Below are 13,117 nucleotides of genomic sequence, written 5' to 3'. Positions count from 1 at the left end.
AATAAAATCTATTGATGGGGGTCTTGCGTGGACCGGACCACCGACAAGCGGATCAAGCTGCGGGACCTTCACGTGTTTCAGGTGGCTGCCGAGACCGGCAGCATGGCCAAGGCGGCCGCGCGTCTGGCGATAACCCAGCCTGCGGTTTCGTACGCGATTTCGGAACTCGAGCATGTTGTCGGCGTGCCGCTGCTGGATCGGTCTTCGCAAGGTGTGACGCCGACGGTCTACGGCCGGGCGCTGCTCGAGCGCAGCGCCGTCGTGTTCAACGAACTGCGGCACGGCATAAGCGAGATCGCATCACTCGCAGATCCCGAAGTGGGTGAGTTGCGGATCGGCACGACGCCGCCGATGTCGGCAGTTGCATCCGCCGTGTTTAACCGGCTCGTGCAGCGCTATCCTCGCATGAGATTCGAGCTGACGGTCGGCCCGACCGACGTTCTGCTACGCCAACTGCGCCAGCGCGATGTAGAGATCGTCATCAGCCGGCTCGCATCGATGGTCGGCAACGACGATCTCAGGGTTGAAACGCTGTTCCACGACGAGCTGGTTGTCCTCTGCAGCAAACGCAGCAAATGGGCTCGGCGGCGCAACGTTGCCTTGGCCGATCTCATCCGCGAACCGTGGGTGTTTCCGCCCCCGGCGGGCTTTCTCACCGGAATCATGCGCAGTGCCTTCGAGGAGCAGGGCCTGGAGTTTCCGCGGGCGACTGTGACGACGGCGTGCACCTATTCACTGAGCGTCCTCGTCGGCAACGGCAATTTTCTCGGCATTCATCCCGGCGCGATGTTGACGACACCGAACGAGCACCCGCAATTGACCGCCGTTGATGTCCGGCTGCCGACCACGCGCGGCGCAATCGGCCTGATCGCTCTGAAGGATCGGTCGCTCAGTCCGGTGGCCCAGCTGTTCGCACAGTCGGTTGCGCCTGTTGTGCAGAGCATCAAGCCTAATCGAGTATCGCGGTCCGTTCGCAAGTAGTCCGCCGCTTGGCCCTCACGTCCACCACCAGCCGCCAATCGGTTGCGGTGGCCGGCTTGACCTCGCCGAGCCAGTGGAAGAAATCCTCGGTGATCTCCGTAAAACTCCAGCGCGTCAGGTCGCCGGCTTCGGTCGTGCCTTCCTGCACGATGTCTGCATCGCGTGGACGGCCGATCTGCTGGCGGAATATGCAGCGGCCGGGATCGAACCAGGAAATCCGCCATGCATCGATGGTCGGATCGTAGACCCGCAGCGTCGTGCCGTACCAATAGCCGGCGATCGGCAAGGCTGGGCTGCCGGCCGGGCGCGGAATGATCCAGACGTCCTGCACGGCGCGGCCCTCCAGCACCCAGCCGAAATGGATTTCGCCGGGCGCGGTGTGTTTCGTTCCATCGGGTTCATGGGCGGTGATCTCGGCATCCCAATCGCCGACGAAGCGGCCATAAAGCTGGAGCGCCGCCGCGTGCTCGGGGTTCGGTCCGTCCGCGTGCAATAATCTCGCAAAGTCGGTCATGTCGATCTCCTATGCTCAGGAGATCAGCACGACCGGGCGGCAGCCGACTTGGAGAAAATTGCGCGTCACACCCCGTCGAGGATGATCACGGTCGGCTTCGAAGGCAACGCATCCCGGGACATCCGGAAACTTCGCTCCATGCGCTGGTCGATCTCGAACTGCTGGCCAATGAGGCGCATGAACTCGTCGAGCGGGGTGGCGAAGCGGTGCATCGGCAGCACGACCGAGGCGCGCAGCCGCTTGGTGATCTCGGAGACGCCGTCGAGCGACATGGTGTAGGTGCCGTCGATCGGCACCATCACGATGTCGAGCCGCCCGATCTGGGCAAAGTGGCTGTCGTCGAGCTTGTGGTGAAGATGGCCGAGATGGCCGATGCAGAGACCCGCGACCTCGAAGATGAAGATAGAGTTGCCGTCACGGATCATGTCGGAGCCGGAATCGTCGCCGAAATAGCGGCGGATGTCGGTGGTGACGTTTCGGATGAAGGTGTCGCCGATGCGCTCCGACACGATGGCCGGCTTGCCGTCCTCGCCCCAGCCATGCAGCACACGAGGAATGCGCTTGTCGGGATATAAAGAGTAATGCGTGCTATGGGCCCGGTTCATGGTGACGACATCGGGCAGCCGTCCCACCTGGTAGGCTCCGCTATAGTCGGTGGCGATGCGCAAGCCGCCGGGCGTGTCGATGAAATAGGTCGAATGGCCCGCATAGGTAATCTGGACTTCAGCCGGGGCTGCGGCCTGCCGGAACGCCACCGGCGTCACGCGGGGTGCCGCATTCGCCATCGCTAGGCATTCGCTGCGCTGGGGCTGCTGGGCGAGGGCAGGTGAGAGGAATGCGCCGAACAGCGCCAGAACCGCCGAAACCAGTCGCCGCATGTATCCATCCCCGATGAATTTCAGGGGAAAGTCTAGCGTGCAATGCAGCGCGTGGCCAACAGCGCGCGATCAACAGCGCGCCAGTGTCGCACCCTCACGCCGCCCATTCTTACTCCCGCCGCGGGCTGAACTTCCAGGTGAGGGTGACGAGGCTCGCGGTGATCAGGCCGCTGACGAGACCGACGATGGGGAGCGTGAGCACCAGCGCGGCGCTGGCAGCCCAGCCGATCGAGGAGAACGCCTCGGCGACGGTCGCAAGCCGCGACGAGGTCTGGCGGCGGCGGAATTGGCTGCGCCGGGCCTGCACCCGGAACCAGAGCTGGATGGCGGTGGCGGAGGCCGCGCTGACGATGACCGCACCGGCGCTGACCGCGGCCTGGAACAGCGAGGCGAAAGCGAGTGCCGCGACCAGCGGGCAGAAGATGATGGCGATCGCGATCAGCACCACCTCGATCTTGGCGCGAATGACGCTGGACGGCGTCAGGGGCGCGGTCGCAACCAGGTCGGGCGCGTCCTCGCCCGAGATCGTCAGCCAGGCAAGCCCGCCGGCGAGTTGACCCGCCGCCATGACGATGACCGGCGTGATCAGCGTCAGCGCCGCGGAGCTGTCGGCAAAGTTGCGCCAGAGCAGCAGCGCCGGCGGCACCAGATAGAGCAGCTGCATCAGCGTCTGCGAGATCAGCCAGGGATCGCGCCAGAGCAGCGAAAATTCCTTGCGCCGCAGGGCATGCTGCCGCGATCCGCCGCGGAACGGGCGCTCCTTCGCGCTGCGACGGCCGGCCGCGCCATAGGCGGCGGCATCGATCGCCGTGTCTGCAAAGCGGCCCGAGAAGATCGCCATGACGCTTCCGAGCAGCACGAGCCCGAGCGCCAGGAGCAGCAGAAGCGCTTCGGCGTCCCCCATCGCCGCCCGCGCCGGCCACCACCAGATGCTCTCGGCATCGGGCGCATAAGTGGCCAAGCTACCCGAGGTCAGGATGGTGAAGCGCGACAGCGTCCCATAGGACATGATCGCCGCGACCTGGAGCGCGATCACGAAGCCGGCGCCGATGATCGCAGCGAGGATCTGTGCGACGAACCGTGTCCGCGCCGGACCGATCAGGCGAAACAGCAGGATCGTGACGGCGATCGCGATCGCTGCGGCCGACAGGCCCATGGCGACGACGACGCCGAACGCTGCAAGCCAGCGCGCGCCGCCTCCGAACACCAGCACGTCGATGAAGGGCGTCGAAAACAGCAGCGCCATCACCGTGACGGTGAGCGCGATCGCGGCGATGCGCACCGAGAACAGATTGGCCAGCGTCGCAGGTGAGGACATGATGAGGTCGAGATCGGCGCGTGCGTAAAACACCCGCGTCACCGATTCGATCGCCTGTGACAGCATCAGCGTCCAGGCGAGAAAAATCGTCGCCGAGATCACGATCAGCGAGGATTTGTCGAGCGGCAATTGCAGGTCGGCGAAGCGGCCGATCACCGCCCAGGCCGGCACGTGCAGCAGCGCCGCGAAGCACAGCAGGCCGATTACCGCGGCACGCGTTCGTTTGCGCCGCCCGCCGGTCATCATGGCGAGCCATTCGCGCCAGGCGAGCCGGAGCTCGTGGCGGGCGAACCAGGACAGCGCAGTGGCCGAGCTCATGCGGCTTCCTGCAGCGTCACCAGCGCGATGAACAGATCTTCCAGGCTGGTATCGGCGTGCCCGTTTTGCTGGCGCAGCTCGGTCAGCGTGCCTTCGGCAACCAGGCGGCCGGCTGCGATCACGCCGATGCGGTCGGCCATGCGTTCGGCGACCTCGAGGATATGCGTGGTCATGATGACGGTGCAGCCGGCGCGGACGCGCTCGCTCAGGAGTCCCTTGACATGGCGGGCGGAGACGGCGTCCAGTCCCGTCAACGGCTCGTCGAGGATGATGAGGCGGGGATCGTGCACCAGTGCGCCGGCGAGCGCGACCTTCTGGCGCATGCCCTTGGAAAAACCCTCGCAGCGTTCGTGCCGGTGCGGCTCGAGCCCGAGCGAGTTCAGGAGCTCGGCGGCGACCGGTTCCGAGCCCGATGGTGCGATGCCCCACAGACCGGCCACGAATTCGAGATATTCGAGCGGCGTGAGCTTGTCGTAGATCATGGGCTCGTCGGAGACCCACGCCATCACCTGCTTGGCGGCGACGGGGTTTTCGAGCGCATCAATGCCGAAGATGGAGACGGCGCCGGCATCGGGCCGCAAAAGGCCTGCAACCATGCGCAAAGTGGTGGTCTTGCCGGCGCCGTTGGGGCCGACCAGCGCATAGAATTCACCGGCATGGATGGTGAGATCGAGGTTATCCACCGCCAGACGGTCAAAACGCTTCGTTAACCCCATGACTTCGAGCGCCGAGTCATCCCGCTTCATCACGGCCACACCTTGCGGTTTTGCATCGCTCGCGACCATGCCCCGAAGATGTTTCGGCACCGTGAATCGCGCTACCGCAAATTCCGTCATCCGGATTGGACTAATGGCAAGTCACCGTTTGTTGACAGCGCTGGGCGGTTCAGGCTGAATTGGCGAAGGGACGAATGGCGCGAACGCAGCGAAACGACTGCGTAGCGACTGAACACAAGATGCGGCAAGGCGGTCTGGAAGAACCGCCGGTTGTATCGGGAGGATGCGCGACGATGCTGGATTTCGTTCAGCAGCTGGTCAGCGGTGTTGCGCTCGGCTGCGTCTACGGCCTGATCGCGCTCGGCTTCGTACTCGTCTACAAGGCCACCGAGGTCGTCAATTTCGCCCAGGGCGATTTGATGATGCTGGGCGGCTTCTTTGCCTTCACCTTCATCGGCATGATGGGGCTGAACTACTGGGTCGGCTTTGCCGGCGCGGTGGCGGCGATGGCGCTGTTCGGCATGCTGGCCGAGCGCGTGGTGGTGCGGCCGATCCTCGGCTATCCGCAATTCTCCATCATCATGGCCACCATCGGGCTCGGCTATTTCCTGCGCTCGGTCTCCGGCATGATCTGGGGCACCGACGATTTCAAGATCGATACGCCGTTCAGCCAGGGCGTGCTGCGGATCGGTTCGCTGGTGCTCGCCCATGACAAGCTCTCGGTGATTGCGGCGACGGTCATCCTCTGCGCGCTGCTCTGGCTGTTCTTCAACAAGACCACGCTCGGCACCGCGATGCGCGCCAGTTCCGAGAACATGCTGGCGGCCTATTACATGGGCATCCCGGTCAAGCGCGTGGTCTCGATCGTCTGGGCGATCAGCGCGGCGGTTGCGACCTGCGCCGGCGTGCTGCTGGCGCCGATCACCTTCATCCATTCCAATGTCGGTCTGGTGCTCGGCCTGAAGGCGTTCCCGGCCGCCGTGCTCGGCGGCTTCGGCTCGATCCCCGGTGCTGTCGTTGGCGGCGTCCTGATCGGCGTCATCGAGAGCATGGCCGGCTTCTATCTGGCCGAGGGCTGGAAGGACGTCGCGCCCTACATCGTGCTGCTCGCCGTGCTCTTGCTCAAGCCCGAAGGCCTGTTCGGCCTTCACGTCCGCAAGAAGGTCTGAACGCATGCGCTTCCTGTTCAAGACCGACTACGAGGACGACATCCGGCTGTTTCCGCATTCGGGCTATTACGTCTCATACGGTCTTCTGCTGGCCGTGCTGCTGATCGCGCCCTATGTGCTCTCCAGCTATCTGATGAGCCAGCTCGTCTTCGTCTGCATCTACGCGACCGTCGGCGTGGCGCTGCTGATCTTGACGGGTTTCACCGGGCAGGCCTCGCTCGGGCATGCGGCGTTTCTCGCGATCGGTGCGTATACGGCGGCCTATTTGCAGAAATATGGTGTGCCGTTCCCGGTCTACTTTCTCGCCGCCGGGCTCCTGACCGGGCTGATCGGTGCGCTGGTCGGCTTCCCCGCGCTGCGGCTGCAAGGTATCTACCTCGTCATCGCCACCATCTCCTTCGCCTTCATTGTCGAGGAGATCCTGGCGCGCTGGGAGAGCGTCACCAACGGCAACGAGGGCATGCGGGTCAAGGCGGTGTCGCTGTTTGGGATCGCAGTCTCGCGCGACAGCCCGACTTTCTATTTCCTCTGCCTCGCGGTGCTGGTGCTGACGATCGTCGGTACGCTCAACCTGTTGCGCTCGCCGACCGGGCGCGCCTTCGTCGCGATCCGCGACAGCGAGACGGCGGCGCGCAGCATGGGCGTCAACGTCGCGCTCTACAAGGTGAAGTCCTTTGCGATCTCCGCGGCGATTACCGGCTTCGCCGGCGTGTTGTTCGCGCACAAGCTCTCCTTCATCTCGCCGGAGATGTTCACGCTGCAGCTCTCGATCGAGTTCATCATCGTGATCCTGATCGGCGGCACCTTCAGCCTGCACGGCGCGGTGCTGGGGGCGATTTTCATCGTGATGATCGATCCCTTCCTGACCTACCTCAAGGACGATATGCCCGGCATCATCGCCGGCATTGCAGCGACCTTCGGAGCGGGCACGCAAGCCGCCGCCAATGTCCAGTCCAAGGTCGCGGCCTTTGCCTCGCTCAACGGCCTGAAAGGTGCGATCTACGGCATCATCATCGTATTGTTCGTGCTGTTCGAGCCGCTCGGGCTTTACGGCCGCTGGCTCAAGATAAAACTCTTCTTCCAGCTGTTCCCGCTCTACAAGCGCGCCACCTTCAAGCGGCAGAAGATCTACGTGAAGTCGGAGCGCAACCGATGAGCTATTTTCGCGCCGAGAGCTTGTCGCTGCATTTCGGCGGGTTGAAGGCCGTCGATGCGGTGTCGTTCGCGGTCGAAAAGGGCGAGATCCTCTCGATCATCGGGCCCAACGGCGCCGGCAAGAGCTCAATTTTCAACCTGATTTCGCGGATCTACCGGCCGACCTCGGGTCGCATCTTTTTCGAGGATCAGGACATCACGGAGCAGCCGCCCCATGACATCGCAAGGCTCGGCATCGCCCGTACGTTTCAGAACATCGAGCTGTTCGAGAATGCGACGGTGTTGTCGAACCTGTTGGTCGGCCGCCACCGGCATTCGACCACGCAGCTTTGGCAGGAGCTGTTGTTCCTGCCAGGCGTACGGGCCGACGAGAAGGTGCATCGCCGCAGGGTCGAGCAGGTCATCGAATTCCTCGATCTCGAGCCTTACCGCGACAAGCTGATCTCGGGGCTGCCTTACGGCGTGCGCAAGGTGATCGAGCTGGCGCGCGCACTATGCTCGGAGCCGAAGCTGATCCTGCTCGACGAACCGTCCTCGGGCCTCAATGTGGAGGAGACCGACGACATGTCGTTCTGGATCCGCGACTTGAAGAGCGAGCTCGGCGTCACCGTGCTCATGGTCGAGCACGACATGTCGCTGGTCAACCGCGTCTCCGACCGCGTCATCGCGCTGAACTACGGCCGGGTGCTGGCGATGGGTTCGCCCGCCGAAGTGCAAGAGCATCCCGATGTCGTCGCCGCCTATCTGGGAGCCTGACGCGATGGATGCCGTGGCGACACCAGACATCATCCTGAAACTCTCCAACATCGAGAGCTATTACGGGCCGATCATGGCGATCCGCGGCATCTCGCTCGAAGTGCCGCGCGGCCGCATCGTCACGCTGCTGGGCGCCAACGGCGCCGGCAAGACCACGGTGCTGAAGACGATCTCGGGCATTCTCGATCCGCAGAAGGGCGCCATCGAGTTCATGGGCAAGTCGATCCAGCGCATGGAGGCGGACAGGATCGTGCGGCTGGGCCTCAGCCATGTGCCGGAGGGACGCGAGGTGTTCCCATTCCTCTCCGTGCGCGAGAACCTGATGATGGGCGCCTATCCGCGCAAGGATCGTAACGGCGTCGCGGAAGATCTGGAGCGCGTCTACGGCTATTTCCCGCGGCTGAGGGAGCGCATCAACCAGCCGGCCGGACAGCTCTCCGGCGGCGAGCAGCAGATGCTTGCGATCGGCCGCGCGCTGATGAACCGGCCGACGCTGTTGCTGCTCGACGAGCCCTCGCTCGGGCTGTCGCCGATCCTGGTGAAGGAGATCTTCGCCATCATTCGTCGCGTCAATGAGGAGCAGGGCATGTCGATTCTGCTGGTCGAGCAGAACGCCAAGGTGGCGCTGGAGACGGCCCACTATGGCTATGTGCTGGAGATCGGCCGGATCGTGATGAACGACAGCTGCGACCGCTTGATGCATTCGAAGGACATCCAGGAATTCTACCTTGGCGCCAAGGAAGCGGGCGCACGAGGCGAGCGGCGCTGGAAAAAGAAGAAGACTTGGCGTTAGGAGACTTGGCGTTAGAAGACCTGGCGTTAAGATTTGGCGTCGGAGGAAGCGTTAAATACCAGAGTCCATCCGCCAAAATAGACCGCCGGCAAGGCAGGCAGCGGAGGGGAACGCGACAAGGAGGAGACGTGCATGGCCCGACCGGCGGTGCTGACGGTCGCTGACACGATCGCGAAAAGCTTTTTGCGCGCCGCGGAGACGCGGGGCGACAGGCCGGCTATACGCGAGAAGAAATTCGGGATCTGGCAGCCGACCAGCTGGCGCGAATGGCTGGAGATCTCGAAGGAGGTCGCCTACGCGCTGCACGCCATCGACTTCAGGCCCGGCGACGTCGCTTCCATCATCGCCAACGCCGTGCCGGAATGGGTCCATGTCGACATGGGCATTCTGTGCGCCGGCGGTGTCTCTTCCGGCATCTATCCGACCGATGCCTCATCCCAGGTCGAATATCTCGTCAACGATTCCCGGACGAAAGTGATCTTCGCCGAGGACGAGGAGCAACTCGACAAGATCCTGGCCTGCCGCGCGCGCTGTCCGTCTCTGCGAAAGGTCATCGTGTTCGACATGGAGGGCCTCAGCGGCTTCTCCGACGACATGGTGATGTCGCTCGACGAGTTCCGTGCGCTCGGGCGCAACCACATGGCCGGTCGTGAGGCGCTGTGGCAGGAGATGGTCGACAGTCGCGGCGCGAGCGATCTCGCTGTCCTCGTCTATACATCCGGCACCACGGGCCCGCCCAAGGGCGCCATGCACGCCAATCGCAGCGTCACGCACCAGATGCGGCACGCCAACGATTTCATTCCGGCGCGCGAGGATGAGGACCGGCTCATCTTCCTGCCGCTCTGCCATGTCGCCGAACGGATCGGCGGCTATTACATCTCGGTCGCGCTCGGCTCGGTGATGAACTTTGCCGAGAGTCCGGAGACCGTGCCGGACAACCTGCGCGAGGTGCAGCCGACCATCTTCCTTGCGGTGCCGCGCATCTGGGAAAAATTCTATTCCGCCATCACCATCGCGCTGAAGGACGCGACTCCGCTGCAGCGATGGGTCTACCGGCGCGCCATCGATATCGGCTATCGGATGGTCGATTGCAGGATCGAAGGGAAACCGCCGCCGCTGTCGTTGCGTATCGCGAACCGCATCGCTTATCGGCTCGCATTCCGCAACATTCGCCGCATGATCGGGCTCGACCGTTGCAGCATCGCCTTCACCGGCGCGGCGCCGATCGCACCGGAGCTGATCCGCTGGTTTCTCGCGCTCGGCATCGACATTCACGAGGTCTACGGCCAGACCGAAAATTGCGGTGTCGCCACCATGATGCCGGCGGAGCGGATCAAGCTCGGCTCGGTCGGCAAGGCGGTGTCGTGGGGTGAAGTGGCGCTGTCGCCCGACGGGGAGATCCTGATCAGGGGCGACTTCCTGTTCATGGGCTATCTGAACCAGCCGGAGAGGACAGCTGAGACCATCGACCATCGCGGCTGGCTGCATACCGGCGACGTCGGCACCATCGACAATGAAGGCTTCGTCCGCATCACCGACCGGATGAAGGATATCATCATCACCTCCGGCGGCAAGAACGTCACGCCGTCCGAGATCGAAAACCAGCTGAAATTCTCGCCCTACATCTCGGATTCAGTGGTGATCGGCGACAAGCGGCCATACCTCACCTGCCTCGTGATGATCGACCAGGAGAATGTCGAGAAATTCGCGCAGGACCACGACATTCCCTTCACCAATTATGCCAGCCTGTGCCGCGCGACGGAGATCCAGGACCTGATCTGGCGCGAGATCGAAGCGGTGAATGCCAATTTCGCCCGCGTCGAGACCATCAAGAGATTCTATCTGATCGAACGCCAGCTCACTCCGGAGGACGAGGAGCTGACGCCGACCATGAAGCTGAAGCGCGGCTTCGTGAACAAGCGCTATGCCGCCGAGATCGACGCGATGTATCCGACGCGGGCCGTGGCTTGAACAATCTTGTTTGAATAACAGCGAAGGAGTGATGGCCCCACCCTTCGCATCATAGGGGCCCCAAGGAGAGGAGACGTCAATGTCGAGATCGTTGAGAACGTTCGGCTTTGCGGCAGGCGCGGTGGTGCTCACCTGTTTGCCGGCCGCGGCGCAGACCAAGGTCACCAATGAGGGCATCTCGGCCTCCGAGATCGTCATCGGCACCCATCAGGATTTGTCGGGGCCGATCAAGGGCTGGGGCGTGCCAGTCTCGAACGGCATGAAGATGGCGGTCGAGGAGATCAACGCCGCCGGCGGCGTCCAGGGGCGAAAGATTCGGCTTGTCGTCGAGGACAGCGGCTACGATCCGAAGAAGGCCGTGCTCGCATCGCAGAAGCTGATCGAGCGCGACAAGATCTTCGCGATGGTGGGGGCAATGGGCTCGCCGACTGTCCTGGCGGCGCAGGATATCCTGCTCGACGCCGGCGTGCTTCAGCTCTTCCCGCTGACGGCGGCGGAGTTCACGTTCAAGTTCGACCCCGCCAAGCCGCAGGAGCGGCTGAAGTTCAACAATCTGCTGCCCTATGTCGAGAGCACGCGGGCGGCGCTGAAATACATGATGGAGTGGAAGAACTTCAAGAAGCCCTGCATCATGCATCAGGATGACGAGTACGGGAAGAACGTGCTCGACGGCTTCAACCAGCAGCTCACTGCCATGAAGGTCCAGCCGGCCTCGATCACGAGCTACAAGCGCGGTGCGTCCGACTTCAGCGCGCAGATCGCCAAGATGAAGTCCGACAGCTGCGACCTCGTCGTGCTCGGCGCTGTGCTCCGTGAGCCCATCGGCGCGATGACGGAAGCCAAGAAGCTCGGCTGGGACGTCACCTTCCTCGGCGCCACGCCGACCAACGTGATGGAGGTGCCCATGCTCGGCAAGGAAGCCGTGGAAGGCCTCTATGCCGCCGCTCTGTTCGAGATTCCTTACGAGGACACCGCCAAAGGAAAGGTCAAGGACTGGCTCGCCACCTACAAGAAGATGTTCGGCACGGACGCCAACACTCAGGCCATCATCGGCTACAACGCGGTCATGACCTTCGCCTTCTATGCGCAGAAGGCGGGAAATGATCTGACCGGTCAGAAGATGCTCGACGCGCTGGAATCCGGAGACAAGTTCGTCGACATCTTCAACTCGCCTCCGACGAAGTTCTCCAAGACCGACCACCTCGCCAGCACCATCACCCAGGTGCAGCAGGTCAAGGGCGGCCGCTGGGTTCTGGTGAAGGACAATCTGATGTTTTGATCCGAGTGAGGGGGTTCTCCGCGTCTAACTATCACCGGATTCGCTGAGGCAGCCCCTCACCCCAACCCTCTCCCCATAAGAACGGGGAGAGGGAGAGGACACAGCCCTACGATCCCCCGCCCGCGGTGCCTGAATTCACCGGAGCCAGTTCATCTTCCCGGCAGCGCCAGCCATCGGCGGCTTTCACAAACGCAAATGTGCGCTGGATCCTGAGGCGGCGTGTGACGTTGAAGGCGTCTGCGGAGCGCTCCTTGTTGCCGACGCCAGGCTGCGGACGACCCGTTCTGGCGTCCCAGCAGGTGCCCGTGCACGTCGTGGCGACCTTGCTGCAGGTGGCGAAGGGCGCCAGCACGGCCATCTCGATCTCGCCCGTGACCTGCGCCTCCTGCTCGCCCACCTGGCTGTCGAGCGCGTAGACGCGGTTGATGCGGAGGAAGTTGCCGCAGGAATTGGCCGCGTGGATTCGCGCGGCGCAGAAGTCGACGGCATCGGTGTCGGGCGCGCGGGCTGCGACCTGCCGGCCAAACACCTTCTTCGGATCGCCTTTCGCGGCGCCAATCTCGTCGGCCTTGTGCTTCAGATAGCCGGCGAGACAGTCCTCCGCGGACTCGAGCTCCCCAAGCGGCACGTTCTCCTTGCCGACCAGATCGCATCTGCGATCGCGCTCCCGCGTCCACCGGCCATATTCGGCGAAGGCAAAGCGCGCCGCGGTCGGATCAAGCTTGCCGATCAGGCCGAGGACATGGCTGTTCAACTCGGTCTCGGCAAGCGCCAGCGACGGGTCCGCACAGATCAGCGCGCCCGCGGCGGTGTTGGCGGCGAGACAGTCGAAATCCGGATCGCGTACGATCGCTGCGCGCTCATCGGTCACCTTGAGAAGACACGCCTTCACCCGGTCGAAATCGTCGGCGCGGATCGCGGTCTGGCCGACGATGCCGCAACCGAGGTTGCGCTGGCGGACCCAGATCGCGTTCTCCTCGATCCCGGGCAGGCGATCGGGCAGGCGGGCAAGCCGCGCCTCGATTCCCGTGCTCAGCTTCTCGGCGGCGGCGGCAAGCTCGGCATCACCGCAGAACAATTGATTGCCGGGATCGCGGATCTGCTGGCAGTTGTTCCTGGCGAACAGCGGCAGCCTGTCGGCGACGGAGCGGTCGGACGGGCCGGATTGCGCGAAGCCTGGAGCCGCCGGCAAGGCCAGCAGCGCAAGCACAGTCAGCACGATGAACCGCATTCCAGTCGCCCCCGCATAGCCGCGGCCATGCTAGCGTC

The 13,117-nt window shown here is 63.6% G+C and carries 12 protein-coding genes; 7 read left to right on the top strand and 5 right to left on the bottom strand.

What is annotated here, in order from left to right:
* Positions 1 to 27: 27 nt before the first annotated feature.
* Complete coding sequence (locus AC0L3P_RS26015) at positions 28 to 981, top strand: LysR family transcriptional regulator (protein WP_473306255.1); 954 nt, start codon at positions 28 to 30, stop codon at positions 979 to 981.
* Here AC0L3P_RS26015 and AC0L3P_RS26010 read toward each other — a convergent pair.
* The 4 genes from AC0L3P_RS26010 to AC0L3P_RS25995 all read right to left on the bottom strand — a co-directional run bounded on the left by AC0L3P_RS26010 (position 950) and on the right by AC0L3P_RS25995 (position 4,755).
* Positions 950 to 1,495, bottom strand: coding sequence for a hypothetical protein (locus AC0L3P_RS26010; protein ID WP_473306252.1), 546 nt, complete (start codon positions 1,493 to 1,495; stop codon positions 950 to 952). The two genes, AC0L3P_RS26015 and AC0L3P_RS26010, sit on opposite strands and share 32 nt — an antisense overlap.
* A 65-nt stretch (positions 1,496 to 1,560) precedes the next feature.
* Entirely contained in the window at positions 1,561 to 2,373 is an 813-nt protein-coding gene (locus AC0L3P_RS26005; protein ID WP_473306249.1) for an MBL fold metallo-hydrolase, read from the bottom strand.
* A 109-nt stretch (positions 2,374 to 2,482) separates the two neighbouring features.
* Positions 2,483 to 4,009, bottom strand: coding sequence for a permease (locus tag AC0L3P_RS26000; protein ID WP_473306247.1), 1,527 nt, complete (start codon positions 4,007 to 4,009; stop codon positions 2,483 to 2,485).
* Positions 4,006 to 4,755, bottom strand: coding sequence for an ABC transporter ATP-binding protein (locus AC0L3P_RS25995; RefSeq protein ID WP_275170765.1), 750 nt, complete (start codon positions 4,753 to 4,755; stop codon positions 4,006 to 4,008). The genes AC0L3P_RS26000 and AC0L3P_RS25995 overlap by 4 nt, the downstream gene beginning before the upstream one ends.
* 263 nt (positions 4,756 to 5,018) lie before the next feature.
* Here AC0L3P_RS25995 and AC0L3P_RS25990 point away from each other — a divergent pair, with 263 nt between their 5' ends.
* From AC0L3P_RS25990 to AC0L3P_RS25965, 6 genes are all read left to right on the top strand, one after another.
* Positions 5,019 to 5,894, top strand: a complete 876-nt coding sequence (locus AC0L3P_RS25990; protein ID WP_007605146.1) for a branched-chain amino acid ABC transporter permease — start codon at positions 5,019 to 5,021, stop codon at positions 5,892 to 5,894.
* A gap of 4 nt (positions 5,895 to 5,898) precedes the next feature.
* Positions 5,899 to 7,050: a branched-chain amino acid ABC transporter permease gene (locus tag AC0L3P_RS25985; protein WP_473306243.1), complete on the top strand. Its 1,152-nt coding sequence runs from the start codon at positions 5,899 to 5,901 to the stop codon at positions 7,048 to 7,050.
* On the top strand, positions 7,047 to 7,805 hold the full coding sequence (locus tag AC0L3P_RS25980) for an ABC transporter ATP-binding protein (protein WP_007599535.1): 759 nt from the start codon (positions 7,047 to 7,049) through the stop codon (positions 7,803 to 7,805). Before AC0L3P_RS25985 ends, AC0L3P_RS25980 begins: the two co-directional genes overlap by 4 nt.
* A 4-nt stretch (positions 7,806 to 7,809) precedes the next feature.
* A complete protein-coding gene (locus tag AC0L3P_RS25975; RefSeq protein WP_473306345.1) occupies positions 7,810 to 8,598 on the top strand; it encodes an ABC transporter ATP-binding protein in 789 nt (262 codons plus the stop codon).
* 132 nt (positions 8,599 to 8,730) lie between these two features.
* A complete protein-coding gene (locus AC0L3P_RS25970) occupies positions 8,731 to 10,569 on the top strand; it encodes an AMP-dependent synthetase/ligase (protein ID WP_473306240.1) in 1,839 nt (612 codons plus the stop codon).
* A gap of 79 nt (positions 10,570 to 10,648) precedes the next feature.
* Positions 10,649 to 11,848, top strand: coding sequence for an ABC transporter substrate-binding protein (locus AC0L3P_RS25965; RefSeq protein ID WP_473306237.1), 1,200 nt, complete (start codon positions 10,649 to 10,651; stop codon positions 11,846 to 11,848).
* A gap of 106 nt (positions 11,849 to 11,954) precedes the next feature.
* On the opposite strand, the gene AC0L3P_RS25960 is transcribed toward AC0L3P_RS25965, so the two are convergent.
* Entirely contained in the window at positions 11,955 to 13,079 is a 1,125-nt protein-coding gene (locus AC0L3P_RS25960; protein ID WP_473306235.1) for a lysozyme inhibitor LprI family protein, read from the bottom strand.
* Positions 13,080 to 13,117: the final 38 nt, after the last annotated feature.

The organism is Bradyrhizobium sp. WSM4874 (assembly GCF_055811835.1).
This window is presented reverse-complemented; position numbering and strand designations above follow the sequence as displayed.

Excerpts from the sequence above, each read along its gene's own strand:
- AC0L3P_RS26010 (WP_473306252.1), bottom strand. The coding sequence starts at position 1,495 with ATGACCGACTTTGCGAGATTATTGCACGCGGACGGACCGAACCCCGAG.
- AC0L3P_RS26005 (WP_473306249.1), bottom strand. The coding sequence starts at position 2,373 with ATGCGGCGACTGGTTTCGGCGGTTCTGGCGCTGTTCGGCGCATTCCTC.
- AC0L3P_RS26000 (WP_473306247.1), bottom strand. The coding sequence starts at position 4,009 with ATGAGCTCGGCCACTGCGCTGTCCTGGTTCGCCCGCCACGAGCTCCGG.
- AC0L3P_RS25995 (WP_275170765.1), bottom strand. The coding sequence starts at position 4,755 with ATGAAGCGGGATGACTCGGCGCTCGAAGTCATGGGGTTAACGAAGCGT.
- AC0L3P_RS25990 (WP_007605146.1), top strand. The coding sequence starts at position 5,019 with ATGCTGGATTTCGTTCAGCAGCTGGTCAGCGGTGTTGCGCTCGGCTGC.
- AC0L3P_RS25985 (WP_473306243.1), top strand. The coding sequence starts at position 5,899 with ATGCGCTTCCTGTTCAAGACCGACTACGAGGACGACATCCGGCTGTTT.
- AC0L3P_RS25980 (WP_007599535.1), top strand. The coding sequence starts at position 7,047 with ATGAGCTATTTTCGCGCCGAGAGCTTGTCGCTGCATTTCGGCGGGTTG.
- AC0L3P_RS25975 (WP_473306345.1), top strand. The coding sequence starts at position 7,810 with ATGGATGCCGTGGCGACACCAGACATCATCCTGAAACTCTCCAACATC.
- AC0L3P_RS25970 (WP_473306240.1), top strand. The coding sequence starts at position 8,731 with ATGGCCCGACCGGCGGTGCTGACGGTCGCTGACACGATCGCGAAAAGC.
- AC0L3P_RS25965 (WP_473306237.1), top strand. The coding sequence starts at position 10,649 with ATGTCGAGATCGTTGAGAACGTTCGGCTTTGCGGCAGGCGCGGTGGTG.
- AC0L3P_RS25960 (WP_473306235.1), bottom strand. The coding sequence starts at position 13,079 with ATGCGGTTCATCGTGCTGACTGTGCTTGCGCTGCTGGCCTTGCCGGCG.